General features: G+C 42.9%; 17 protein-coding genes and 1 rRNA gene. All 18 read left to right on the top strand.

What is annotated here, in order from left to right; genetic code table 11:
* Positions 1-70: 70 nt before the first annotated feature.
* Positions 71-1171: a GerAB/ArcD/ProY family transporter gene (locus tag IEW05_RS19150; RefSeq protein WP_188541438.1), complete on the top strand. Its 1101-nt coding sequence runs from the start codon at positions 71-73 to the stop codon at positions 1169-1171.
* A gap of 209 nt (positions 1172-1380) precedes the next feature.
* Positions 1381-1593: a hypothetical protein gene (locus tag IEW05_RS19155; RefSeq protein ID WP_188541439.1), complete on the top strand. Its 213-nt coding sequence runs from the start codon at positions 1381-1383 to the stop codon at positions 1591-1593.
* Between the two features lie 359 nt (positions 1594-1952).
* Positions 1953-4505, top strand: coding sequence for a U32 family peptidase (locus tag IEW05_RS19160; protein ID WP_188541440.1), 2553 nt, complete (start codon positions 1953-1955; stop codon positions 4503-4505).
* A 382-nt stretch (positions 4506-4887) separates the two neighbouring features.
* The gene (locus IEW05_RS19165) at positions 4888-8310 is read left to right on the top strand and encodes a DEAD/DEAH box helicase (RefSeq protein WP_194434141.1); all 3423 of its coding nucleotides are present in this window, start codon (positions 4888-4890) and stop codon (positions 8308-8310) included.
* Between the two features lie 208 nt (positions 8311-8518).
* On the top strand, positions 8519-8710 hold the full coding sequence (locus IEW05_RS19170) for a hypothetical protein (protein ID WP_188541442.1): 192 nt from the start codon (positions 8519-8521) through the stop codon (positions 8708-8710).
* Positions 8711-8865: 155 nt separating this feature from the next.
* Complete coding sequence (galU, locus tag IEW05_RS19175; protein ID WP_188541443.1) at positions 8866-9768, top strand: UTP--glucose-1-phosphate uridylyltransferase GalU; 903 nt, start codon at positions 8866-8868, stop codon at positions 9766-9768.
* A gap of 220 nt (positions 9769-9988) precedes the next feature.
* Positions 9989-10537, top strand: a complete 549-nt coding sequence (rfbC, locus tag IEW05_RS19180; RefSeq protein WP_188541444.1) for a dTDP-4-dehydrorhamnose 3,5-epimerase — start codon at positions 9989-9991, stop codon at positions 10535-10537.
* Positions 10538-10554: 17 nt separating this feature from the next.
* On the top strand, positions 10555-11577 hold the full coding sequence (gene rfbB, locus IEW05_RS19185) for a dTDP-glucose 4,6-dehydratase (RefSeq protein WP_188541445.1): 1023 nt from the start codon (positions 10555-10557) through the stop codon (positions 11575-11577).
* A complete protein-coding gene (gene rfbD / locus IEW05_RS19190) occupies positions 11574-12449 on the top strand; it encodes a dTDP-4-dehydrorhamnose reductase (RefSeq protein ID WP_188541446.1) in 876 nt (291 codons plus the stop codon). Before rfbB ends, rfbD begins: the two co-directional genes overlap by 4 nt.
* A 302-nt stretch (positions 12450-12751) precedes the next feature.
* Positions 12752-13639 (top strand): phosphatidylinositol-specific phospholipase C/glycerophosphodiester phosphodiesterase family protein, encoded by an 888-nt coding sequence (locus IEW05_RS19195; protein WP_188541447.1) that lies wholly within the window; start codon positions 12752-12754, stop codon positions 13637-13639.
* 162 nt (positions 13640-13801) lie between these two features.
* The gene (locus IEW05_RS19200) at positions 13802-15199 is read left to right on the top strand and encodes a helix-turn-helix domain-containing protein (protein ID WP_188541448.1); all 1398 of its coding nucleotides are present in this window, start codon (positions 13802-13804) and stop codon (positions 15197-15199) included.
* A gap of 379 nt (positions 15200-15578) precedes the next feature.
* Positions 15579-16262, top strand: coding sequence for a heptaprenylglyceryl phosphate synthase (gene pcrB, locus IEW05_RS19205; RefSeq protein ID WP_373285850.1), 684 nt, complete (start codon positions 15579-15581; stop codon positions 16260-16262).
* Positions 16263-16504: 242 nt separating this feature from the next.
* Entirely contained in the window at positions 16505-18835 is a 2331-nt protein-coding gene (gene pcrA, locus IEW05_RS19210) for a DNA helicase PcrA (RefSeq protein ID WP_188541450.1), read from the top strand.
* A 93-nt stretch (positions 18836-18928) separates the two neighbouring features.
* Positions 18929-20950 carry an NAD-dependent DNA ligase LigA gene (gene ligA, locus IEW05_RS19215; RefSeq protein ID WP_188541451.1) on the top strand — a complete coding sequence of 674 codons (2022 nt, stop codon included), beginning with the start codon at positions 18929-18931 and terminating at the stop codon, positions 20948-20950.
* 146 nt (positions 20951-21096) lie between these two features.
* The gene (locus IEW05_RS19220; protein WP_188541452.1) at positions 21097-22530 is read left to right on the top strand and encodes an ABC transporter substrate-binding protein; all 1434 of its coding nucleotides are present in this window, start codon (positions 21097-21099) and stop codon (positions 22528-22530) included.
* Positions 22531-22704: 174 nt separating this feature from the next.
* Positions 22705-24162 carry an ABC transporter substrate-binding protein gene (locus IEW05_RS19225; protein WP_188541453.1) on the top strand — a complete coding sequence of 486 codons (1458 nt, stop codon included), beginning with the start codon at positions 22705-22707 and terminating at the stop codon, positions 24160-24162.
* Positions 24163-24358: 196 nt separating this feature from the next.
* Positions 24359-25681 (top strand): ABC transporter substrate-binding protein, encoded by a 1323-nt coding sequence (locus tag IEW05_RS19230; protein WP_194434142.1) that lies wholly within the window; start codon positions 24359-24361, stop codon positions 25679-25681.
* A gap of 310 nt (positions 25682-25991) precedes the next feature.
* Positions 25992-26299: ribosomal RNA gene (locus IEW05_RS19235) — 16S ribosomal RNA — on the top strand; the annotation flags it as partial.

Below are 26299 nucleotides of genomic sequence, written 5' to 3' on the forward strand. Positions count from 1 at the left end.
CATCCCCATGGATTGAAAACTGGGTCAAGCAGCTTTACTAGAAAAAATATTTGAAAGGTAGTGGACTTGTGTGAACAAAGAAACGATTCCGGGTAGTCAGACGACTAGCATAACAATTATGTTTATGATCGGCAGTTCATTGTTCATGGGAGGTTCCCAGCAGTCCGGCAACAGCATTTGGATCGCTTTACTACTGGCGATCGCAATTTCAGTTCCACTTATGTGTTTGTATGCCAGATTGCATGTCCTGTTTCCTGATAAGAATATTTTTGATATGTTGATTGCTGTCTTCGGTAGGGTAGTAGGAAAAATGATTACTTGTTTATATATATGGTATGCTCTGCATTTAGGGTCTCTAGTGTTGCGAAATTTTGGTGAGTTCAGCAAAACGGTTCCATTAAACGAAACGCCGATGATTGTGCCTATGTTATGTATCGGGCTACTCAGTGTTTGGGCGGTAAAAGCAGGGATTGAAGTAATCGGAAGAACAGCGAAGTTCTTGGTTCTGCTTACGTTATTTGCGATCTTCATCCTACAAATTTTGTCAATTTCCAAGTTCGAATTCCATCATCTGTTGCCGTTGCTGGATATTGACTGGAACGATGTTTTGAACGATACCCTGAGTGAATTCACTTTTCCATTTGCCGAGATTGTATTGTTGCTGGGCGCCTTTCATTCTATGTCGAATCAAAGCTCAGCCTATCGGGTTCTGTTACGTGGGATGCTGATTTCCGGGGGAGTTATTTTGTTAGTCTATCTGCGTAATCTGTTGATGCTAAGTCCTAATATCTTATCCGGCCTGTACTTCCCTTCTTATGTGGCGATCAGCCGGATCACTATAGGGGATTTTCTGACGAGAATGGAGGGCTCCGCGGCGATTCTGTTTGTAACAGCTATTTTTATCAAGGTAAGTCTGTGTTTATATGTGATCAGTCAAGGAATTTCCAAGTTGTTTAACCTGAAGACGTACCGCTCCGTAGTTCTACAGATGGGCCTAGTTATGGTCTATTTGTCGGTTTTTATTTACAAGGATATTATGGAAATGGAGTACTTCGCCTATAACATTTATAAGGCTTATGCTGTCCCTTTTCAGCTGCTTATCCCGCTGATGTTATGGATTGGGGGAGAGATCATAGCTAGAAGAAATAAGAGTAAGGTAGCGCCAGTGTGATAAATTCGTATATTAAAATAGTGATATAAGAAAATAGAGAATTAAGAAAGTGAACTTGGTCAAGCACAAAAATTACTTTTTCAAGTGCTAAAAGTTAATTTTTTCAACAATATGATGAATTTTTTCGTATCATCTATTGCATCCGAGGAAGAAGGAAGATAACATGGAAGAAGATATGTAAATCCGCTGATTGAAGAGGGGGTTTCGATATGTGGTTACTCGCAGGAGTTGGAGAAACTACGACGACCTATAACGGTTTTGATATTTTTATGCTGTTGTTTACGCTGATTATTTTTATTGGCGTGGTTCGTCTACTGATGGAGCGTCCAAAGAAAAATCTATTTGCAATTGGATTTGGTACTCTTTGTTTGGTCATCTTTTTGGTCTCGGATGTCATTATGATCAAGGCTTGGTTCAGCTAAGTCAACAGGGTGGCCTGAACCCATGTTTAACTTTTACTTAACAACCAGAAGCAAGAATACATAAGCATCGTTGTAGGGGGTGGCAGCCAGGAGATTATTCTTCGGCTGCCATTTTGTATTTTTGAATGCATTTTTTTAGATAAACAGTAATCCATATACTTTAGAGAAATGTTGGACATTCCATGATTACGTATATTTTCCGTTGCATATGTAGGAATAAAAGTAGAGTATGAAGGTAATGTCTGATAAAATAGATAAGTTGTAGGAATCTCAAATTTTAGACGATATCAGTTTGAAGGAATTTTTTATTTAATATAATTAATGATAAATCTAAATAGGATTTGTCTGGGAGGATATAAATGAGTAATACGGCACTAACAAGACAAGATGTAGAATTGTTGGCACCAGCTGGCGATTGGGATTGTATGCGGGCAGCGGTAGCTAATGGGGCAGACGCGGTATTTTTTGGAGTGGAAAAGTTTAATGCACGTGCGCGTGCGAACAATTTCCGTATGGATGAGTTGCCTGAGATTATGGCCTTTTTGCATAGTTATGGTGTTAAAGGTTTCTTGACCTTTAATATTCTCGTATTCGAGAATGAACTAAGAGATGCAGGGGAATTGATTGAGGTTTGTATTGTTGCGGGTGTAGATGCGGTGATCGTACAGGATTTAGGGCTGGTCAAGCTGATCAGAGAGCTGTCACCGGATTTTCCGATTCACGGTTCAACACAAATGACGATCACTTCACCTGAAGCGGTTGAGTTTACCAAGCCATGGGGAATGGAACGAGTGGTACTTGGTCGTGAAAATAACCTGAAGCAAATCGAAAAGATTGGAGCGCAGGCGAAGCTACCAATGGAAGTGTTCGTGCATGGCGCGCTGTGTGTGTCATACTCCGGTCAATGTTTGACCTCGGAAATGTGGGGAGGGCGTTCAGCTAACCGTGGAGAATGTGCGCAAGCCTGCCGTCTTCCCTACGATCTAATGGTTGACGGTGAACAGAAACCGATGGGCGATGTGGCTTATCTGTTGTCGCCTAAGGATCTGGCAGCCGTTGATATTATGCCTGAGCTGATCGAAGCAGGTGTAACATCTTTCAAGATTGAAGGTCGGATGAAGAGTCCTGAATATGTTGCCAATGTGGTGAGTAAGTACAGAAAAGCGATTGATCGCTATTTTGATGGAGATGTTTCGCGTCCTTCTAAGGAAGAAGTTCGTGAACTACAACAGAGCTTTTCGCGTGGTTTTACACACGGCTTCCTTGAAGGAACAAATAATAAGAAACTGGTGGAGGGAACTTTTCCTAAAAGCCGTGGTGTGTATCTAGGTGTGGTAGAGCAGGTACTTCGTGATGGAGTTGTATGTAAAATTGAGGCGCCATTGAAACGTGGCGACGGGATCGTCTTCGACGCGGGGGACCCGACGAAGAAAGAAGAAGGCGGCCGTGTGTATGATTTGCGTCGCAAGGGTGTGAAGTTGGAAGGAGAAGCGGCAGAGAGCTGGATCGTGGATATTGTACCAGGACGTAATGATGTAGACTTGCGCCGTGTACATGTGGGCGATCGCATCTGGAAGACGAGTGACCCTGCTCTGGATAAACGACTGCGTCAAACGTATGAAATCGACAAGCCGTATCGGGTGTTCCCCGTACATGTTCGGGCTGTCGGACATGCAGGCGGGTTGCTTACAACTTACTGGACCGACGTCCAGAAAGGAACAATGGTGCGCGTCGACTCAGAGCTTGAGCTCGAGATCGCGCAGAAGCGGCCGATGGACGCCGCTTTGCTAGAAGAGCAGTTCGGCCGTCTCGGCGGTACGGTGTTCCAGCTCGAGAAGCTGGATGCGGAGCTGCATGGTGACGTGATCCTACCGATGCGAGAGCTGAACAGCATCCGCCGCCGCGCAGTGGAACTGCTTGCGGGCGAGCGGCCTAAACCGCCCGTTTACGTGAAACGGGCGGGAGGTCTTGACGGCGCCCTCGCGCATAGCGGGGCGCCTGCGGGCGACGGCGCGGATTCATCGCCGCGCCGCGTGCCCGTGGCTCGCGGTGAAGCGAAGCTCACCGCGCTGTGCCGCAGCCTGCCACAGGTACAGGCTGCACTCGAAGCCGGCGTTGAAATGATCTACGCCGACTTCGAATTCATCAAGCAGTTCCCGGCAGCAGTGGAAGCCGTTCGGGCAGCAGGCAAGTCCATTGCGCTGGCGACACCGCGCATTCACATGCCTGGTGAGAACGGCTACCATAACAACATCCTGCGTCTTGAACCTGATGCAGTGCTAGTGCGCAACACAGGGGCGCTATATTTCTATCTGCGCCACCGTCAAGAGAATCCAGACGCTAAGCATCCGCAACTGATTGGTGATTTCTCACTCAACATTGCCAATCATAAAGCGGCGGAATTGTTCCTAGAAGCAGGGTGTGATATTGTAACACCTTCTTATGATCTCAATATTCAGCAAATGGTCGATCTACTAGGACAAAGTCAGACATCGTCGATGGAAATTGTTATTCATCAGCATTTACCGATGTTCCATACAGAGCATTGCGTGTACTGTACCTTCCTTAGCGAAGGAACAGACTTTACGAACTGTGGACGTCCGTGTGAAGATCACAGTGTGTCACTCCAAGACCGTATTGGAATGTCTCATCCAGTTCGGGTGGATGAAGGTTGCCGCAATACCGTGTATAACGCAATTGAGCAGTCAGGAGCGGAGTATTTGAATCACTTCCTTGAGCTTGGTGTACCAAATTATCGAGTGGAGTTTTTGGAAGAGACACCTGAGCAAGTTCACGAAGTCATCGATCTATACAGCCGCGCGCTACGTGGCGAGATTAGTGGAACACAGGTATGGAAGTCACTAAAGGCGACCAACCAACTTGGTGTTACGCGGGGGCAATTAGTGAAGTAATGATAGTGAATTGATCAGCTACTGTTAACTTAAAGGACTGCTTTTGCGCATAGTATGCGGGAAGCAGTCCTTTTTTTGATATAATTTTATTTAGGTATCAATATAAGCAATGCAGTCGTCTCTATTTTTAGTTTTGAGGGTTAGAAAAATTTCTTGCGAAGCCGAGAGAGCTTATTCCTCCCAAATGCTTCTCAAACGTATGAATTATGATGAAATAACGTTTCATGGATTCGTTACAGCCATTTCGAAGTCAATTTGATTTCGAGTTTACATTCGAAGGACTTCGAATGATATTCAAGTACTAATGTTGGTGTGAGCCAGCTATTGAACATATAGAATGATACAACCGAGGGGAATGGGTAGAAACATGGTTCCTTTTACATTGAGCGAAGTCAGGTCATTATGCGGAAGAATCTCTTTTAAGCGAGGAGAGCAGTACGTTAAAGAGGGGCGTGTGGCTGAGCTAAACAGTGATGGGGTAGGACATTTTGAAGCCAAAGTCCGTGAGGAACAGCATTATCATGTAAAGGTTGATGTGAATAGATCGGGCACGCTCAAAGCGAAATGTGATTGTCCAGCAAACGCATCTTATTATGGATATTGTAAGCATATAGCGGCGGTACTGATCGCAATCCATCAGGTTCATGGGGGGCAGGGAGCCCGAAAGGGAATTGTTATCCCATTGTCTCCCCTGTGGGGAGATGTTCCTATTCAAACGTCTCTGACCGATGAAAAGATAAATTCCCCAGCACAAGGACAAGGACGGAGTTTCACCTCATACAGAGGAGATGACCTAGTATCTAGCAGTCTGATTTCACTATTTCAGCTTCAACGCCAATCAGGTGTAACCAATGATCCAGTTAATGAAGCTCTAATAGGTTCTTTTAAGCCCCAAAAGGAACTACTCCAAGTTGAATTCACGATCAAATGCGTCAATAACTATAGGCAAATGCGTGAATCAAAGTTTGTCTTGGAAATGAAAGTAGGAGGAAAACGACTATATGTCGTAAATGACATCGGTGAGTTTTTAAGTCGCATTGATGCGGGTGAACCGCATTCTTTTACCAAGCTATTCACATATGATCCTAGTTTACATGCATTCAGTCCAGGAGATCACGAACTGATCAAGAAGCTGATCGATATCCATAATAGTGAATTTGCTTATCGAGAAACGGGTCTTGTTACCTCAGGCTTAGGTCATCATGAGTCCCGTTCAAAAGGAAACAAGCGCCAATTAACCCTACCTCCACTTGTATGGAGGGAGATCATTCCACTTCTCATTCAGCCCGACCGAAATGTACTTATTGAGCAGGATAATGGTGCTACTCATTCATTTGTAGTAGAGGACGGGGCGGCGCTTCCGGTTACTTTTGCTATTAGCAAAGAGGAAGAAACGGAGATCTACCGGATGGATGTTGAGGGATTGCACGATTGTATAATAATGCCCTACTACGGATGTGTGGTGGTGGATAGCAGAGTCATTATGCTAGGTGAATCCGAGGTGCGAACTGTAGGAGAGCTATGGAAGTTGCTACACAACAAGGGAGATAAGCCGCTGCATATCTCTAGCCTCCAAATGGACTCTTTTATAGAGCATGTCGTACCTGGTCTACGTCGTCTGGGAAAAGTAAATTTAGACCAACAAATCGCTGGCCGGATCGTTGAAGCAGGACTTCGTGCAAAATTGTTCTTGGATCAAGATGGGGGTGTACTGCGTGGTACATTGGAATTTCATTATGATGAGATTAAAATTCAGCCACTATCATCTCGGAATGTGAATCAAGACTTTATTATGGAATCCCCTTCCTCATCCCCCGGGGATATCATCGTGATTCGGGATAGACAACGTGAATCAATGATTTTAGAGATGATTGAACACTCGGCCTTTCGAATAAGTGAAGATGAATTGATAGCTGAGGATGAAGATGAGCTGTACGAAGTACTATTCAATCTACTTCCGAAACTGGAGCATATTGCCGAAGTGTATGTCACGCCAGCTATTAAACGAATGGTCCATAGTGGAAATCACCCACCTAAAATAAAAGTAGATACGGACAACTCTATGAATTGGTTAGAGGTTTCTTTCGAAATGGATGCGATGAGTGAGGAAGAACTACAGGAGATATTACGTAGCGTTATTGAAAAAAAGAAATATTATCGATTACCCGAAGGTGCATTTCTATCGTTGGAGGATGCAGAATTTCAGGTGTTCGAACGATTATATCGTGATCTAGGAATGAAAAAAAGCGACATCAAGGGGGGGATGATTTCACTCCCGCTGTCCCGGGGACCACAGTTGCAAGACAGGAATGAAGAAAGTTTAAAGGGGATTCAGTGGGGCAGATCCCTACGTCGCCTGTTGGACCATCTTAAGGACCCGAGCGCAATGGACTTTGAAGTGCCGACAACACTTTCATCTGTACTGCGGGAGTATCAGGTGAGCGGATTTAGATGGATGAAGATGCTTGCTCATTATGGGTTTGGAGGTATTCTTGCTGATGATATGGGCCTTGGTAAAACATTGCAGAGTATCGCCTACATCGTCTCTGAACACGAAAGGGATGGAATCATCGCTGGCGAGCGACATCCTGTACTTATTGTCGCACCGGCATCACTGGTCTATAACTGGGAAAGTGAGTTTCATAGGTTCGCTCCACAGCTGCGGGTGAAGGTGGCTGCAGGGGATAAACAGGAACGCAGCGACATTCTGAATGAAGTAGACCAGGTGGATGTCATTGTAACGACTTATCCATCACTGCGTCGTGATATTGAATCGTATCAGGAGATCACATTTAATTCGCTGATTTTGGATGAGGCGCAATATATCAAGAATCATGCTTCGCAGACAGCGCAGGTTGTGAAGCAGATTTCGGCAGCCCACCGGTTTGCACTTACGGGTACGCCAATTGAGAACTCGTTAGAGGAATTGTGGTCGATCTTTGATGCGGTATTTCCTGACTTGTTCGGAGGTCGGAAGGCGTTTATGGATTTGCCGCGGGATAAGGTTGCGCAGAAGGCTCGTCCCTTCATTCTAAGAAGATTGAAGAAGGATGTGCTCAGGGAACTCCCCGACAAAATCGAGACGGTGCTGCAATCTGAGTTACACTTGGAACAAAAGCAACTCTACAGTGCTTATTTGACCAAGCTGCAGGAGGAAACAGCGAAAGAGCTGGAAGAGGGTAGCTTTCAGAAAAGTCGGATCAAAATATTAGCGGGCATTACCAGGCTGCGGCAGTTATGCTGTCATCCTGCTTTGTTTATAGATCCTTTCTCAGGTTCCTCTGGTAAACTGGAGCAGTTGCTAGATGTGGTAGATGAAGCGCTGGAAAGTGGTAAGCGGATGCTAATATTCTCGCAGTTTACAGGTATGTTAAAGCTGATCCGTGAGGAGCTTGCTCAGCGCAAGGTAGAATTATTTTATCTCGATGGAGCCACTCCTTCTAGAGAACGTATAGAGTTGTGTTCCCGGTTCAATCAGGGGGAGAATCAGGTGTTCTTGATTTCGCTCAAAGCTGGAGGAACCGGATTGAATTTGACAGGAGCAGACACGGTTATTTTGTATGATCTATGGTGGAACCCAGCGGTAGAGGAACAGGCAACTGGCAGAGCTCATAGACTGGGACAAAAGCAAGTTGTCCAAGTCATTCGGTTGGTATCCAAAGGCACCATTGAAGAGAAAATTTTGGAGCTTCAGGAACGTAAGCGAGATTTGATCCAAGAAGTTATATCGTCAGAACCGGAGCATGCAAGGGGAGCGGCAACTTCCTTGACAGAAGAAGAAATTCGCGGATTACTCATGATTTGAGTAGTCCGCATTTTTTGCTTTTCTGATGGTGTGATGCAACGCTGTAATCTGCTAATCTGTTTATTAACTTTCTGTGAAGAGATGCAATTTATAGATGATAATTTATATTTATCAGTAATAAAGAAATCAGTTATATGGTAAAATGAAAGCGTAATCATTAGTAGCCAATATCAGTTGATGCAGGCATATTATTAGGAGGGTGAATAAGATGATTGATGGTTTTCTCGAAATGCAAACGCTAGTTTCACGGGTTCAAGGTCAGCTGGAGATCAGAGGCGATGAGGAGTATCGCAAGCTCGAATACGGCACAGAACGCATGCTGCATACACCAGAACTAGATCTGCGTATTTGCAAAGAAGAGCCTTCTCATCTATTCCCGTTTCGTAGATTTTGGAACTAGATTTTGGACTAATGGTACAATAACGTAGTATATCTATGGCTTCTTTTCCGAAAGTAAATTTCGGAGAGGGGAGCCTTTTTTATTGTTTACTAATCTTCTAAGGAATTATGATATAATGGTTATATCTGGATTATATGGATAAGGGAGATGCGCGCATGAAGATTCGTAAAGCCATTATTCCGGCCGCAGGGTTGGGTACGCGTTTCCTACCCGCGACCAAAGCAATGCCGAAGGAAATGTTACCGATTGTGGACAAGCCAACCATACAATACATCGTGGAAGAAGCGGTAGCATCCGGTATTGAAGACATTATAATTGTTACAGGTAAGGGTAAGCGCGCCATCGAGGATCACTTTGATAACTCCTTTGAGTTGGAATACAATCTCAATGAGAAGGGCAAGTGGAAGCTGCTTGAAGAGGTTCGTAAATCATCGGAAATGGCGGATATCCATTACATCCGGCAGAAGGAACCGAAAGGCCTTGGACATGCCATCTGGTGTGCTCGGAAATTCATTGGTGATGAACCATTTGCTGTGTTACTAGGCGATGATATCGTAGAATCCGAAGAGCCTTGTCTGAAGCAAATGATCGATGTGTATGACGAACAGCAAGCGTCGGTTGTAGGTGTTCAACCTGTACCTTGGAACGAAGTATCTCGTTACGGTATTGTGGATGGGATGGAGATTAGGGACCGAGTTTATTTGGCCAATCAATTAGTTGAGAAGCCAGCAGTAGACAAATCGCCTTCAAATCTTGCTATCATGGGTAGATATATTTTAACTCCGGCTATATTCGGTATACTTGAGGAACAGCGTGCAGGTGTGCATGGTGAGATCCAACTAACGGATGCGATCTCCCGTCTGAGAGAGACGCAGCGGATTATTGCCTATAACTTCTCAGGACTCCGACATGATGTTGGGGAAAAGCTCGGATTCATAGAAACAAGCATTCATTATGCGCTGCAGAATAGTGAGCTAAGGGATCAGTTGCTAGAATACATGACACGGATTGTTGAGAGTGAACAACATAAGGAGCACAAAAAAACGACCTCTCGGTGAGAGGTCGTTTTTTTGTGTGTGGTTATTGTAATTCAGTTCTTTTTGACCCTCCTATCAATATTAAATAACTTATATCTTCATATCGTATTCTTCTTTGTCGGGGCGAAGTGTAAATCACTGAGGTTGAAGAATGCATATATTGAATGAGGAGAGCTTACTTGATTTCATGTTGATCGATGAATAGTTCAGTTGGCTCCAGATAAAATGGGGAGGATTTGAAGTGAAGTTAACTCCTTTAAAGTTAGAGGGCGCTAGTTTATTGGAGCCAATAACTCATGGTGATCACCGGGGCTATTTTATGGAGAGTTATAATGAAGAAGTTCTGAAACAACTCGGAATTCACTACAATTTTATTCAGGATAATCAATCTCTGTCCGCCGAAGCTGGTATATTACGTGGCTTACATTATCAATTGAATCCCAAAGCCCAAACAAAGTTAATTAGGGTACTTTCAGGTTCTATTTATGATGTAATTTTGGATATTCGCCATAGTTCACGAACCTTTGGTCATTGGGTTGGGGTCATTCTCAGCGAACATAACAAACGTCAATTATTAGTGCCACAAGGTTTTGCCCACGGATTTTGCACCCTCGTGCCCAATACACAGGTTTTTTACAAAGTTGACGAATACTATTCTCCTGAGCATGACCGAGGTATATTATGGAGTGATCCATCCTTAAAAATTGATTGGCCAGTTAGTGATCCTGTACTGTCAGATAAAGATAAATGTTATCCGACACTTGAGCAAGCAGAATTGAATTTTGACTAGGAGGTGCTTCTAATACTATGAAACTGCTTGTTACGGGTGGTGCCGGATTTATCGGTAGCAATTTCGTGCTATATATGTTGAAGCAACATCCAGATTATCAAATTGTTAACGTGGATGCTCTTACCTATGCAGGTAATCTAGAAAATTTAAAATCGATTAAGCATGAATCGAATTATACCTTTGTCAAAGCAGATATTACAGACGCGAATGCAATAGAAGAGTTGTTTATCCAAGGTGTTGATGTTGTCGTTAACTTTGCAGCTGAGTCGCATGTCGATCGAAGCATTCTGGATCCGGAAGTGTTCGTGAAGACGAATGTGCTTGGAACACAGGTGCTATTAGATGCTTCGCGGAGACATAAAGTGGGTAAATTTCTACAGGTATCAACGGATGAGGTATATGGGACATTGGGGCAGACAGGATTATTTTCAGAGCAAACTCCGCTTGCACCTAATAGCCCTTATTCAGCCAGCAAAGCCGGGGGGGATTTAATGGTCCGTGCTTACCACGAGACGTTTGGTCTTCCGGTGAATATTACACGTTGCTCAAATAACTATGGCCCGTATCAATTTCCAGAGAAGCTTATTCCTCTGATGATTTCTAAGGCTTTGGGTGATGAACCTCTACCAGTGTATGGTGATGGTTTAAATATTCGTGATTGGTTATATGTAGAAGACCATTGCCATGCAATTGATCTCGTTATTCATCAAGGCAGAAATGGCGAGGTGTATAACATTGGCGGAAACAATGAACGGACTAACATCCACATTGTGCAGGCAATTTTAGAGGAGCTGGGGAAACCGCAATCTCTCATTACCTACGTCCCTGATCGTCTAGGTCATGACCGACGGTATGGTATTGATCCTTCTAAGGTAATGGACGAACTTGGGTGGAAACCGAAGTATTCTTTTGAGATAGGAATTAAGGAGACGATTTCTTGGTTTTTGGAACATCAAGATTGGTGGATGCGAATCCAAACAGGAGAATATAAGGAGTACAATTCGAAGCAATATAGCGGGTGCCCAGGGGATCACTCATGAGAGTTCTTGTAACTGGAGCTACGGGACAACTTGGTCAAGATATGGTAAAGATATTGAATGATGCCAACCATGAGGTAATGGCCAGTGATAGAGGCTCGCTTGATATTACAGAGATCGAAGCATGTATGAAATTCCTAGGTGAATTTCAACCAGATGTCGTTATTCATTGCGCTGCGTACACGGCTGTGGACAATGCGGAGAATGAACCCGATATAGCATATACAGTGAATACAGGTGGCACGAGAAATATGGTACTCGCTTCAGAAGAGGTAGGGGCCAAGTTTTGTTACATTAGCACTGATTATGTGTTTGATGGTATGTCGACTAAAGCCTATCAGGAATATGATAATACGAATCCACAAAGTGTATACGGTAAGTCTAAGCGGGCCGGAGAAATTCTGGTTCAGAGTTTGTCTTCTTCCTATTTCATTGTACGAACATCGTGGGTATATGGACTACATGGACATAACTTTGTTCAAACTATGTTGGATTTAGGATTAAAAAAACCGGTAATTAAGGTTGTGAATGATCAAAAAGGTTCACCGACCTATACGATCGATCTTGCTGAATTCCTTCTCGAATTGATACAAACTACGAATTACGGCATTTATCATGCCTCTAATATAGGAGAATGTACATGGTATGAATTTGCTCAAGCCATTTTTAGCGAAGCAAGAGGTATTCTAAATATAGATTATTCTGTATGTATAGAACCGTGTACTACAGAGGATTTTCCCCGTATAGCTCCGCGACCTCGCAATTCGGTTATGGATCATATGGGGATTCGTACCAATGGTCTTCGTGATCTACGTCCGTGGAGAGATGGGTTAAGGGGTTTCCTACAGGAGTTGGCAGCAAGTCAGCAGCTATGAAGCTGGATTGTTGTGGCTTATCAAATGGAATATAACACTTCGGCAGGTAGATTAAATTATTGCTCCTGCCGGAGAATATTTGCATCTTATTACTTGTATTTCCCTCATGTGGACAAGTTGGTTGAGATAACGTCCATTCGATGTGTATGGGGAGGGGTCAGCTGAACATTAGCTTTTGGTCTTATGCTATAATGTCATAGATTAAGATTCTTCCAAGTGAATCTACTACATAACTGAAGTAGTTTCTCTATATTCTTCTTCGTCATTAAATATATTAATACACAAAGGAATGTACAACCTTCATGAAAAAGAGAACTTTATACATCTCCATAGTTATTGCTCTAATTATAATATTGGTAGTTGGGGTTGCCGCCATAATGAGACCAAAGAGTAATGTTGAAGCCGAGGGTTTCAAGGCACATCGAATGGTAGCCCATGCCATGGGTGGGATTAATGGAATAGCCTATTCTAATACCTATGAAGCTTTTATTGCTAATTATGAAAAAGGGCTTCGCATTTTCGAAGTAGACCTGCTTCTGAGTACGGATAATGATCTCATTGCTCGCCATGAGTGGTCGGAGAATATGACGAAGCTACTCGGGCAACAAGATGAACTGGAGCCAGATCGACAGGGCACGATTCTTACCTCGGCTGAGTTCAAGGCGGCTAAAATCATGGGTCAATACGAACCGCTTAACTGGGGCGAAATTCTAGATCTGATGGAGTTTTATCCTGATGTGTATATTGTTACCGATACGAAACAAATTAAGACTGAAGAGATTGATCAGATTTTTGGAGCTATAGTGGAGAGTGCCAAGGCTAAGGACCCTGTGCTGCTTGAGCGTATTGTACCGCAAATCTACAATCAGTCAATGTGGGAACAACTTCAAGGTATACATCCTTTTGAATCTATTATTTTTACGCTTTATACGGTCCATGATACGGACAAAGAAGTACTGCAGTTTGTAGAGGATAAGGGCATTACGGCAGTTACCATGTCAGAAACACGAGCCAATAAAGGACTGATCGCTTCACTGAATAAAATTGGCGTCCCTTCCTATGTTCATACCATTAACGATACTAAGATCATGAAAAAATTTCAAAGGATGGGGGCCTATGGTTTCTACACCGATTTTCTAACCGAGGATGATGCGAAACACTCAGGATGGCTTGATTTCTTGGGCTTGTAACGATGTATAAAGAACCGAGAACCTACCGATGGTAGGTTCTTTTTATGCTGAGTTCAAAAGATAGGGAGACGATCGATGTTATTGACCGATGGGGAAATAACCTATATTATAATTATATCAAATTACTAAATTTGGATAGTATGGTGGAAGGTGGGTTTGGCTATGATGCAGATGACCATTCGTGCTGAGCTCGAGAACTATCTTAAGAAGAACGGTATAACCATAAACCAGTTTTCAGAAGTCTCTGGAGTAAATTCAGGGACGATTAGTAACATTATTAATGGAAACCGACCTGTCGCAATGCAACAGCTTGATCGCATTACAGAAGGGATGGGCCTTGCTGAAGGTAGTTTCTATGAATTATATGTGGAGGAGTGTTTCTATCAATCTGCTCTGAATTGGCGACGCTTGGGTCCGCTAATATTTCGTTGTGCGGAACTGGACAAGTTGGATAGTATCAAGCAGGTAGTAGGGGTGTTGATGGATAATCTCTCTTATGCTCCTGCATTATTCGAAACAGCTGAAGCGTTATTTAAGCAAGAAAAATATACCGCTGCGGCGATTCTCTATGAAAGTGTTGCTGAGAGCGAAAAGTACCAACATTCTGAACGATTGGCCCTTTGCCAATACCGTTTGTTTAAAATTGCCCTATGTGAAGATCAGGAGATAAACTTAAAGGCCGCGGTCCAATTTGAGAGTTTTGTGAATCGGCTTGATGAAGTGGATCAGCTGGATGCTTTGAAGGATTTGGCAAATACGTATACCTCCTTACGTCGAATGGATAAAGTGGAAGAATTAGCGAAAGAAATGGGGCATAAAGCAACCATTCTTTATAAATATAGATGTGAAAAGGATAGAAAAAAGGAATTTTTTAAGGAACCTACTAGGCCTTTATTTTTATATATATCGTACTCTAACGTGTTATGTACAGTTGCTTATGGTACACGGGGGGAATATGATCAGGCCTTATATTACGCTTCCCTTTACGCCGATATGAGTTGGGTGCAGGAGAATACTGACGAAGCGAAGCAGATAATAAGTCAATTTGAAGGATGGTCTACAGCAAATAGATATCTTTACTTGCTCATGAAAGGAAATTTCGATGTACTGCAGGAGTACATAGCCCATATTGAACAACAAGATGAAGAGGTGCTTCCAGCGTTATATAAGATATTTCAAGCCGCTAATCGCTATTGCTGGAATGTAGACGACATAATCCTGCGTTTTGAGAGTAATATCGAGTTGTTTAAAAGGCAGCATGGAGGAACTAGTACATATAATCCACAAGTTACAGATGATCGTTATGCCCGTTTTATTATTGAATTATCTTACTATTATTTATCAAAAAAAGAATATGATATTGGTATAGATTATTTACTGTATATTTTGGAAATATCCTCTATAATAAATAATGAAGCATGTCTTATCAGATGTGTTGGTTTGTTTGAGCAATACAGAAGTAAATCGTCCTTCGAAGCTATACAGAGATACCAAAATTTGATTAGCGAGGTGCAAAGACGAAATGATGAAAAAAATGGCTTTGTTATTGACAGCGTTTAGTGTAATGTTTGTTATCACTCTTTCAGCAGGAACTTCCGAAATTGTCCCTAATAACAAAACAATCAAACTTCTTGAACACGGCGCGGGAGGTTATTAATTAATTTAGGTTTAAATAGTAGAACGTTCTCCGAGTAATAGAGAGCGTTCTTTTTTTGTGCTATATCAAGCCGGAACAGAACGTATGTGCTATAATTAAGGGACGGAAATTTGCCTATTGTAATGATGAATTCCTTGAGTGTTTAAACGGAACGTTGACAGTGGAACTGTGGTAACATAGATTATACTTTGTTGATCATTAACTGAGCTTTTTTCTATAAAATAATATTAATGAACAACCTTGGAAATAGACCTGTTGGGGGAATAATGATTGAAGCAAATAATGCAATCTTGGCGGCATGTATTTAAATTGGATCCAGACCGTCCACTTTGCGATGAAGCATTAGAAGCAATTTGTATGTCCCATACAGATGCCGTGATGGTGGGGGGCTCCAGTGGGGTTACCTACGAGAATACTTCTGAGCTCTTGTCCCGATTACGTCAGTACGAAGTGCCGTGTGTTTTGGAAGTTTCCGATTTGGAAGCTATTGTACCTGGATTTGATGCCTATATGATTCCGATGGTACTTAATACAGAACAAACCGATTGGATTATCGGTCACCACGTTCGGGCTGTCGAGCAGTATGGCTATCTCATCCCGTGGGACAGGCTAATCCCTGAAGGGTACATTATTCTAAACCCGGATTGTACTGCTGCAAAAGTGTCAAAAGCCTTAGCTTCAACTACTGCCTCCGAAGCTGCTGCTTACGCGCAAGTTGCTGACAAAATGCTACAATTACCCATCGTTTATCTTGAATATAGCGGTACATTCGGCGATATGGAACTCGTATCCGATGTACGTCGCAAACTAGATGATTCCCGTCTCTTTTACGGCGGTGGAATCATCGACGCCAATACAGCTCGTCTTGCCGCCGCCGTGTGTGATACCATCGTCGTAGGTAATGCAATATATAATAACCTCGAACAAGCCCTTACTACCGTATCAGCAGTAAAGAGAAGAAATTAATTACTGCACCGAAGCTAGCCCCAAACAGCGATTCCTACCTCGTACCACACTTAGCGCATCCCCGCAGGGGACAGCGAGCAGGAGCGCCTCTGTTTCTCTAACGTTACCAAAGCGGGTATCCAGAGGTAATAGTTTTCCAAAGGAAAACTACTCCGGAAGCATAATCCCAGCCCTTGGGGTTCCCCTTCGCAAGGGGGATATAGGGGGATTGAATATATTTTTGAAAGGAGCCATACCCATCCATGCAACCTTTTAACATACAAGAGTCAATTAATAGCCTTAATCCACAGCAGCGTGAAGCTGTCATTACAACCGAAGGGCCATTGCTCATCATGGCTGGCGCGGGTAGTGGTAAGACACGTGTGCTCACGCACCGTATTGCTTACTTGATCAGCACGCGTAAGGCACCACCTTGGGCTATTTTGGCCATTACTTTTACCAACAAAGCAGCACGTGAAATGCAAGATCGCGTATCCCGTCTCGTTGGTTCTGAAGGAAGAGATATTTGGGTATCCACGTTTCACTCGATGTGTGTACGTATTTTGCGGAAGGATATTGAGCGAATTGGTTTTACCTCGAATTTCTCTATTCTCGATTCTACGGATCAGCTCTCAGTCATTCGTGGCTGCATGAAGGATCTCAACATCGATACCAAGAAATTCGAACCCAAAGCGGTTCAATCCGTCATTAGCACAGCAAAGAATGAGCTAATAACACCGCAGCAGTATGAACAAAAAGTTGGCGATTACTTTGAGGGTATCGCAGCCAAAGTGTATACGATGTATCAAAAGCGGCTGCGCAACAACAATTCGCTCGACTTTGATGATTTGATCATGAAGACAATTGAATTATTCAAAAACGTACCAGAAGTGCTTGAATTCTATCAGAAGAAATTTCAATATATCCATGTAGATGAGTATCAGGATACCAACCGTGCGCAATATATGCTCTGCCGGATGCTAGCAGATAAACACCACCGCATTTGTGTGGTAGGGGATAGTGATCAGTCGATCTATCGCTGGCGTGGAGCCGATATTACGAACATCCTTAATTTTGAAGGGGATTATCCTGAGGCTACGACGATTCTTCTGGAGCAGAATTATCGTTCTACTTCGACCATCCTGAATGCGGCTAACGAAGTGATTGGCCGAAATACAGGACGCAAGCCAAAGAAATTGTGGACGGACAAAGCGGATGGCGACAAGATCAAAGTCTATCGTGCCGATTCGGAGCATGCGGAAGGATATTTTGTTACTTCAGAAATTCAAAAAGACATCAAGGATGGTAGGTTATACAGCGAGCATGCTATTCTGTATCGAACGAACGCCCAGTCACGGGTTATAGAGGAAATACTCATTAAATCTGACATTCCTTATCAAATTGTAGGCGGCATTAAGTTCTATGATCGTAAAGAGATCAAGGATCTGCTAGCGTATTTACGCCTTCTGTCCAACCCGGACGATGATATTAGCTTGACCCGGATTATTAACGTACCGAAACGTGGTATAGGTGATACAACGGTTGCCAAACTAGCAGCCGCAGCAGCTGAGCGGGGAACATCGATTTATCGTGTGCTGCATACGGTCGATGACCTTGGATTTGCAGGGAAAACTCGTAATGCTCTCGTGGATTTCTACGATATGATTGTGGCATTGCATCGAATGGTGGAATACCTGACCGTAACCGAGCTTACGGAGAAAATATTAGAAATGAGCCATTACCGGCTTGAGCTGCAAAATGAAAATACGCTTGAGTCTCGTTCACGATTAGAAAATATCGATGAGTTCTTGTCTGTAACGATGGAATTTGAGAAGAATAGTGAAGACAAGACGTTAGTCTCTTTCTTGACTGACCTAGCTCTGATTGCTGACATCGATAGTATGAACGATACCGAAGACGACAAGCCGGGAGATGCTGTTGTGCTCATGACGATGCATAGTGCCAAGGGCTTGGAATTCCCCGTGGTCTTCATCGTCGGGATGGAAGAGGGCGTCTTTCCGCACAGTCGTGCGTTTCTCGATAATGAGGAGCTTGAAGAAGAACGCCGTCTAGCTTATGTGGGAATCACGCGTGCAGAGGAGAAGTTATTCCTCTCCTGTGCGCAAATGCGTACATTGTATGGTCGTACAACAGCTAACGCACCTTCGCGTTTTCTTGAGGAGATCCCTGATGAATTGAAGGAAGATACAGAAATGGCTCGCGATCGTTACGGGCGCGGGGCCGGTATCGGTGGAGCGTATAGTGGACGTGGCTTTGGAAATAGTGGGGGTGGAAACTTTGGTAACCGCTCAAGCGATAGTCCAAGTCCGGCGGCTACACGATCTGCAGCACCATCCGCTGGGCGAGTTACCATGACTACGGGTATGCCAGGGGCTTCCTCTCCAAAACCATCGGGATCTGCCAGCGAATATAATGCAGGTGACAAAGTATCTCATGGTAAATGGGGTATTGGTACAATCGTTGCAATCAAGGGTTCGGGTAACGACATGGAGCTTCAAATTGCATTTCCGGCACCCGTTGGCGTTAAACGTTTGTTAGCTGGGTTTGCACCGATTACCAAGGTAGAAAATTAATTACCCGTCATAGAATAACAAAAGAATGAACGGAAGAGACTCCCACAGTAGTGGAAGTCCCTTCCGGATACATATAAGGAGGGTTGTCCCTAGATGGATGTCATGCAGAGAATGGAACGGCTCGTCGAGCAATTAAATCAATACAACTATCATTACTATACGTTGGATCAACCACTGATCAGTGATAAGGAATATGATGCGCTATACGATCAGTTGACCGCGCTTGAGACAGAGGCGGGGATGGCACTCCCGGATTCGCCTACGAACAGAGTTGGTGGAGAGCTACTCAAAGGCTTCAAACCACATCGTCATCTATCTTCATTGTGGAGTCTCGACAAAGCACAGAATGAGGAGCACCTCTTGAACTGGAATAATCGAGCTCTAAAGCTGATTGCGGACTACAATAGCAAGAATCCAGACTCTCCATTGCCCGCTCCTACCTATGTCGTTGAACTGAAATTTGATGGACTAACTTTGAATTTGACCTATAGTGATGGACAGCTGGTGCAAGCGGCGACGCGAGGTAATGGTACAGTTGGTGAGGGGATCCTTGCGCAAGTGAAGACGATCAAATCTGTTCCCCTCAGTATTCCATATCGCGATGGAACGATTGAAGTGCAAGGTGAGGGTATCATGAATTTGTCCGTACTGGCCAAATACAATGAGACAGCTGTTGAACCACTTAAAAATGCCCGCAATGCGGCAGCAGGAGCTCTACGTAACTTGAATCCACGAACAACAGCAGAACGAAAGCTGAGCGCTTTTTTCTATAACGTGGGTTATTCTGACGGCATTTCTTTTGCTGACCACCGTGAAATGATGGAGTTTCTCAAAGATAATCGCTTTAAAGTAAATCCTTATGTAACCTATTTTGATAGCTTTGACGGAGTAATGCAGGAACTGCATTCTATTTCGGACAACCGGTCATCCCTCGATTATCTGATCGACGGGGCTGTTATCAAAATTACAGACATGCGTACGCGTGAAGTGCTTGGATATACGGATAAATTCCCCCGTTGGGCCGTGGCTTTTAAATTTGAAGCGGAAGAGACGACAACTGTGCTGGAATCCGTCTCCTGGAATGTCGGTCGTACTGGGAAAATAACCCCTCTCGCCAAGGTAGAAGCAGTTGAGCTCGCAGGGGTGACGGTTCAGAACTGCACATTGAACAATGCTGGAGATATTGAACGAAAAAATTTAAAATTCGCACTCGGTTCACGAGTGTTCATTCGGCGCTCCAATGATGTCATTCCAGAAATACTGGGAAAAGTGACAGACGAACAGGACGGCGAGGAGATTATTGTACCTGAACATTGTCCAGCTTGCGGATTCCCGTTGGAGCAGCGTGGTGCGCATCTGTTCTGTAATAACCGTTTGGAGTGTAAGCCGCAGATTGTGGCTCGGATTACCCATTTTGCTTCTCGTGATGCAATGGATATCGAGACGTTCAGCGAAAAAACAGCCGAGCAGTTATACGATGAAGTGAATGTCCATGAACCTTCAGATCTGTATACGTTGACGTATGAGGATTTGATCAAGCTGGAGCGATTCGGTGAGAAGAAGGCAAACAACCTGCTAGATGCCATCGAACAGAGTAAAGGAAGAGACTTAGCTTCCTTCTTATTTGCCCTCGGTATCCCAAATACCGGTAAATCGACAACCAAGGTATTGGCTGAGCATTTCCGTGATTTGACTGCAGTGATGTCTGCGACCGAAGAAGAACTGACCGTGCTACCTGATATCGGCGGTATTGTCGCTGAAAGTATTGTATCCTTCTTTGCTGATCCATTCATGCAAGCGAGTATACAGAAGATGCTTTCGCTAGGTGTAGAAGCCAAAGCACCGGAGAAATCCTCAGCACCTGTAACGGATTCTTTCTTTTCTGGGAAGACGGTTGTCTTAACCGGTACCTTGCACCGGCTTAGTCGTGATGAAGCGACTGAACGTTTGGAGGCGTTAGGTGCTAAGGTGACAGGAAGTGTATCCAAGAAGACGGATCTTGTCATTGCCGGAGAAAAAGCCGGCAGCAAGCTTGCGAAGGCAAGAGAACTAGGAATACCCGTCATGGAAAATGAAGAAGAATGGATTAAATTGCTGGATGGAGAACAAAATTAAGTTCAAGTTGAGTTTACTAGATGAAGGTCAATTCCCTTTCTTTGAAGAGGGGATTGACCTTTTTTCGATACCAAGGGATAACTTTTCTAATTAAGTAACGTTAGTATAGTAGGGAAATAATTAAAAAAGTTAATTTGGAGGTAATAATGGGAAGTAAATTCGTACATAAGGTCGCTCTTTTTGCTATGAGTTGCCTGTTAGTGGTAGGGTGTAGCGCAGGAGCGGGGAAAGAAACGACTAAGGAGAGACAAAGTCTCAGAGTTATGTTCTGGGATGAAAACTACTTTTTCCAACAATATGGTGATTTATTCGCTATGAAATATCCAAACATTGATATTGAAGTAGTTAACCAGCAATCCATGTACAACGAAGAAGTGACGGATTATGATAAAGCATTTAATGATTTCGTTGAAAAAGAACAACCGGATGTGGTCCTGCTCGATACCTCGAAGCTTGAAACCTTCATTTCTGATGGGAAGCTGTTGGAACTGGATCCGTTAATTGCACGTGATAAATACAATACGGACACCATCTACCCCGGATTAATTGATTTGTTAAAAGAACAGGGGAACGGCAAGTTATTTGGAATGTCTCCATCATTTAGTGGAAGCGTCCTCCTTTACAATGCGGATTTGTTTAATAAATATGGAGTTGAGCTACCACATGATGGAATGACTTGGCAGGAAATCATCGATACGGCTCGTCGTTTCCCTACAGATGGCGATGAGAAGACTCGGATATACGGTTACGGTATACAGGGAACCTTAAATTTGGGTACTATCGCAAGTTACATTGCAAGTACTGAAGGTCTAACTGCAATAAATCCAGACACAATGAAAGTTACGATCAATACAGATTCATGGAAAAGGGCTTATCAGCTTGCTTTAGATGCTGTAAAATCGGATACCGTATACAATCCTAAGGACGGAGGATTTGGCGGGGGATCCATGGAAGATTATTATCAAAGCCAATTGTTCCTTATGGGACGTATAGCTTTAACTACAGGTGGTCTGGGTATGCTTCAAAATTTAAAAGAAGCCAGTGATCGGATAAAAGACTACAAGCCATTTGAACTAGGTATGGTTGCTGGCCCAATTGATCCAGCAGAGCCGGACGTAACGAGAGATGTTTATCTTAATGAAGTTTTTGCAATCCAGTCCAATTCGCCAAATTCAGAAGCCGCTTGGGAGTTCTTGAAATTTATTAATGGCGAAGAATATGCCAAGATTAAGTCAAGATCGATGAATAGTGGAATGATGTCACGTATGGGGTTTACTAAAGAGTATAATGGCCACAATCTGGATGTGTTCTATAAACTGAAACCTAAACCAAACAATAGTTATAAAGGAATGGAAAAGATTCCAAATGAATTCTATAATCAGTACCAGCCGATTGTCGATAGAGAGTTGGCATTAGTTCAAGATAACAAGAAAGCACTTAGTGACGCGTTAGCAACAATTCAGGAAGAAGGGCAAGTTATTCTTGATAAAGCGGTGAAGGATGCCGAGGCCAATAAGGGCAAAACACCAGAAAGTACAACTAATGGAGAGCCAAGTTCAGGGGTAACGGTAGTGGAATAAGGATTTTATAGGAATGGAAGGTTAACCTTGGTTGTTAATATGCAGGGTTAACCTTCTTAATTATCGTTATGATAATTAAATAGTAGTGTAGACCATTTGTAAATGTCTGTAACTTTTTTCCTGTAGGAACGTTACTATATTAGATAGAATATTAAAAATCATTTGGAGGTTAATATGAGGATTAAATTCGTACATAAGGCGGCTCTTTTTGCTATGAGTTGTCTGTTGGTTGTGGGTTGTAGTGCAGGCCCTGGGAAAGAAGCTGAGAAGGAGAAGTCAAGCCTTAAAGTTATGTTCTATAGTGAAGATTGGTTCTATCAACAGTATGGTGATTTATTCGCTATGAAACATCCGGAAGTTGAAATTGAAGTAATCAACCAGCAATCGATTTATAATGGTGAAAATACTGATTATGTTCAAGCGTTCAAAGATCTAGTAGAAAAGGAACAGCCGGACATACTAATGCTCGATACTAGTAACTATGCGACTTTTGCTTCTGACGGCAAACTTATGGAATTGGATTCATTGATTGCACGTGATAAATATAATACAGAGACGATTTATCCTGGTTTGATGGATTTATTAAAAGAGGAGGGCGGGGGTAAGCTATACGGCTTGTCACCTTCCTTTAGCGGAAGCGCTATTTTTTATAATGCTGATTTGTTTAATAAATATGGAGTTGAACTTCCGCATGATGGGATGACCTGGCAGGAGATTATGGATACCGCTCGCAGGTTCCCGACTGATGGAGATGAGAAGACACGGGTCTATGGTTACGGAATGGATTGGTCCATGTCTATCGATAATATGGCATCAAGCATCGCGAATACTGAAGGTTTGAGAGCGATCAATCCAGACACGATGAAAATAACGATCAATACGGATTCGTGGAAGAAGGCATATCAATTAGCTATCGATGCATTGGATTCTAATGCGATGTATGTACCCAAAGATGGAGGGTTTAGCGGAGGAACTATGGAAGAGTACTACCAAAGTCAACCGTTTGTCATGGGACGTGTTGCTATGACAATAGGACGTCCTTACAACCTTCAAAATTTAAAACAAGTCCGTGAATCGCTGAAAGACTATAAACCGTTTGAACTTGGGATGGTAGCCGGTCCAGTGAATCCGGCAGAGCCAGATACAACCCGTGATGTTTCTTATAATCAAATTTTCTCAATTCGGGCGAACTCCCCTAATGCGGATGCTGCGTGGGAATTCCTGAAATTTATTAACGGGGATGAATATGCCAAGATTAAGTCGAGAAGTATGAATAATGAGCTAATGTCACGTATGGGATATAGCAAGGAGTACGATGGTCACAGCCTGGATGTATTCTATAAACTGAAGCCTTCATCAAGCAATAGTTATTCTGGGATGGAGAAAATCCCATCTGAATTTTATGGTCAGTATCAACCGATTATGGATAGAGAGTTGGCTTTAGTTAAAGATAAGAAAAAGACCATAGATGAAGCGCTGGCCACCATTCAAGATGAAGGGCAAGTGGTGCTAGATAAAGCGGTAAAAGACGCAGAAGCTAAGAAAGACAAACCTGCAGATAGTCAGGATAACGCTGATGTAGGTACAAGCACGGATAGTGGTAGCACTGAAACGATTATAATAACGAAATAGACCTATTCTACAATAGAAGGTTAACTCTCTTAGATTTATAGAGGGTTAACCTTCTTTTTTGATATTCTCAAAATATCCTTTATTGGTATATAGTGTAACTAAATTTTCGGATTGTACGTTCTTTTTTTAGGATAAAAATAAAGGATGTGTGATATTGATGAGGGTTAAATTTATACATAAGCTTCTTTTGATTATTATGGGTTGCATGTTAATGGTGAGTTGTACGAATGTTCAACCGATCAAAGAGAAACCCTCGAAGATCAAGATTATGTATAACTGGAGCGAAAGTTCTTTTAATTTACAATATGGGGACATGTTTGCCATGAAGTACCCGAATATCGAATTCGAGGTTGTTAGTTCTCAAGATTTGCGATTAAACACGGGGACCGAAGATTACTATAATAAAATGAACAAGTTTATTGAAGAAGAACAACCTGACGTCCTTATCCTAGACAATTCATCATATGAAACACTTATGTCTAGAGGAATGCTTCTGGAAATGGATCCACTAATTAAACGTGACAATTATGATACACAGGGAATCTATTCTGCTGTTTTGGATATTTTGAAGGAGAAAGGCACAGGTAAGTTATACGGTCTTAGTCCTAATTTTGAAACATCTGTAGTGTATTATAACGTAGATCTATTTAATAAATACGGTATTGAACTCCCACATGATGGGATGAGCTGGCAAGAAATTATGGATGTGGCTAGACTGTTTCCGACAGATGGAGATGAGGACAACCGTGTATATGGATTTAGCATAGGCAATTCACCCCTCTCTATTTCTTATCTTGCTGCATTCATGTTCGCTGAAACACAAGGTTTACAGCCACTGAACAAGAATGCTATGAAAGTTACGGTGAATACTGAGACATGGACAGAAATGTTTAAACTCGCTTTAGATGTCAAGAAGTCAGGTACTCTTTACGAACCCTCGGTCGGATCACTAGGTGGATCGATGGAGAGTAGTCCGTTTTTTAAGGGGCGTGTAGCGATGACAACGGAAGGACCATATCTACTTCAACAATTTAAAGAAAGTCAAAAAACAGTTGAGGGTATAAATCCATTTCAATTGGGAATAGTTTCGGGACCAGTAGACCCAAAGGAACCGGAAATGACCAGGAATATTAGCTTGCGTGAAATCACTTCTATAGCTATGAACTCCGGAAATTCTGATGCTGCATGGGAATTTATCAAATATATCAATGGAGAAGAATTCGCCAAGGCTAAATCTAGACTCGTAAATGGAACCCTTTTGTCGCGAACGGGCTTTATTAAAGAAATCAATGGTCTGAGCTTGGATTCCTTCTATAAGTTAAAACCTATATTATCTGAAAGTTCAGGTTCTAGTGGGATCCCATCTAGTCTTTTTGAGATTATGGAAAGGGAGATGAAGTTGGTCCAGGAGAATAAGAAGTCATTAGATGAGGCTATGAATACAATTCAAACTGAAGGGCAAGCTGCTTTAGACAAAGAGCATAAGGAAGCTGAGTTGAATAAAAAAGAAGCGAAATAGCAGCATCAACATCCTTGAAGGATCGTCGAAGAAAATGTCGAAAAAAGTAGTTGCAATATAGTTTCGCACATGATATATTATTTCTTGTCGCTTCGGACGGCCGCTAGCAAATGCTAGCAAGGTTAAAAAAAGAAGTTGACAAGAAATGATTCATCTAGTATTATTAATAACTGTTCGACAAAAACTGATATTAACTAGTTGCGTCGAAGCATAGCAAGCAAGTTCTTTGAAAACTGAACAAATGGAACACGTCAATGTTTTAAAAGATTCATTTATGAATCGTCAGTTTCAAATGAGCAAGTCAAACACTTTTATGGAGAGTTTGATCCTGGCTCAGGACGAACGCTGGCGGCGTGCCTAATACATGCAAGTCGAGCGGAGTTGATGGAGTGCTTGCACTCCTGATGCTTAGCGGCGGACGGGTGAGTAACACGTAGGCAACCTGCCCGTAAGACTGGGATAACTACCGGAAACGGTAGCTAATACCGGATAATTTATTTCTTCGCATGAAGGGATAATGAAAGGTGGAGCAATCTACCACTTACGGATGGGCCTGCGGCGCATTAGCTAGTTGGTGAGGTAACGGCTCACCAAGGCGACGATGCGTAGCCGACCTGA

The sequence above is a fragment of the Paenibacillus segetis genome (genome assembly GCF_014639155.1).
GTDB classification, from domain to species: Bacteria; Bacillota; Bacilli; order Paenibacillales; family Paenibacillaceae; genus Fontibacillus; species Fontibacillus segetis.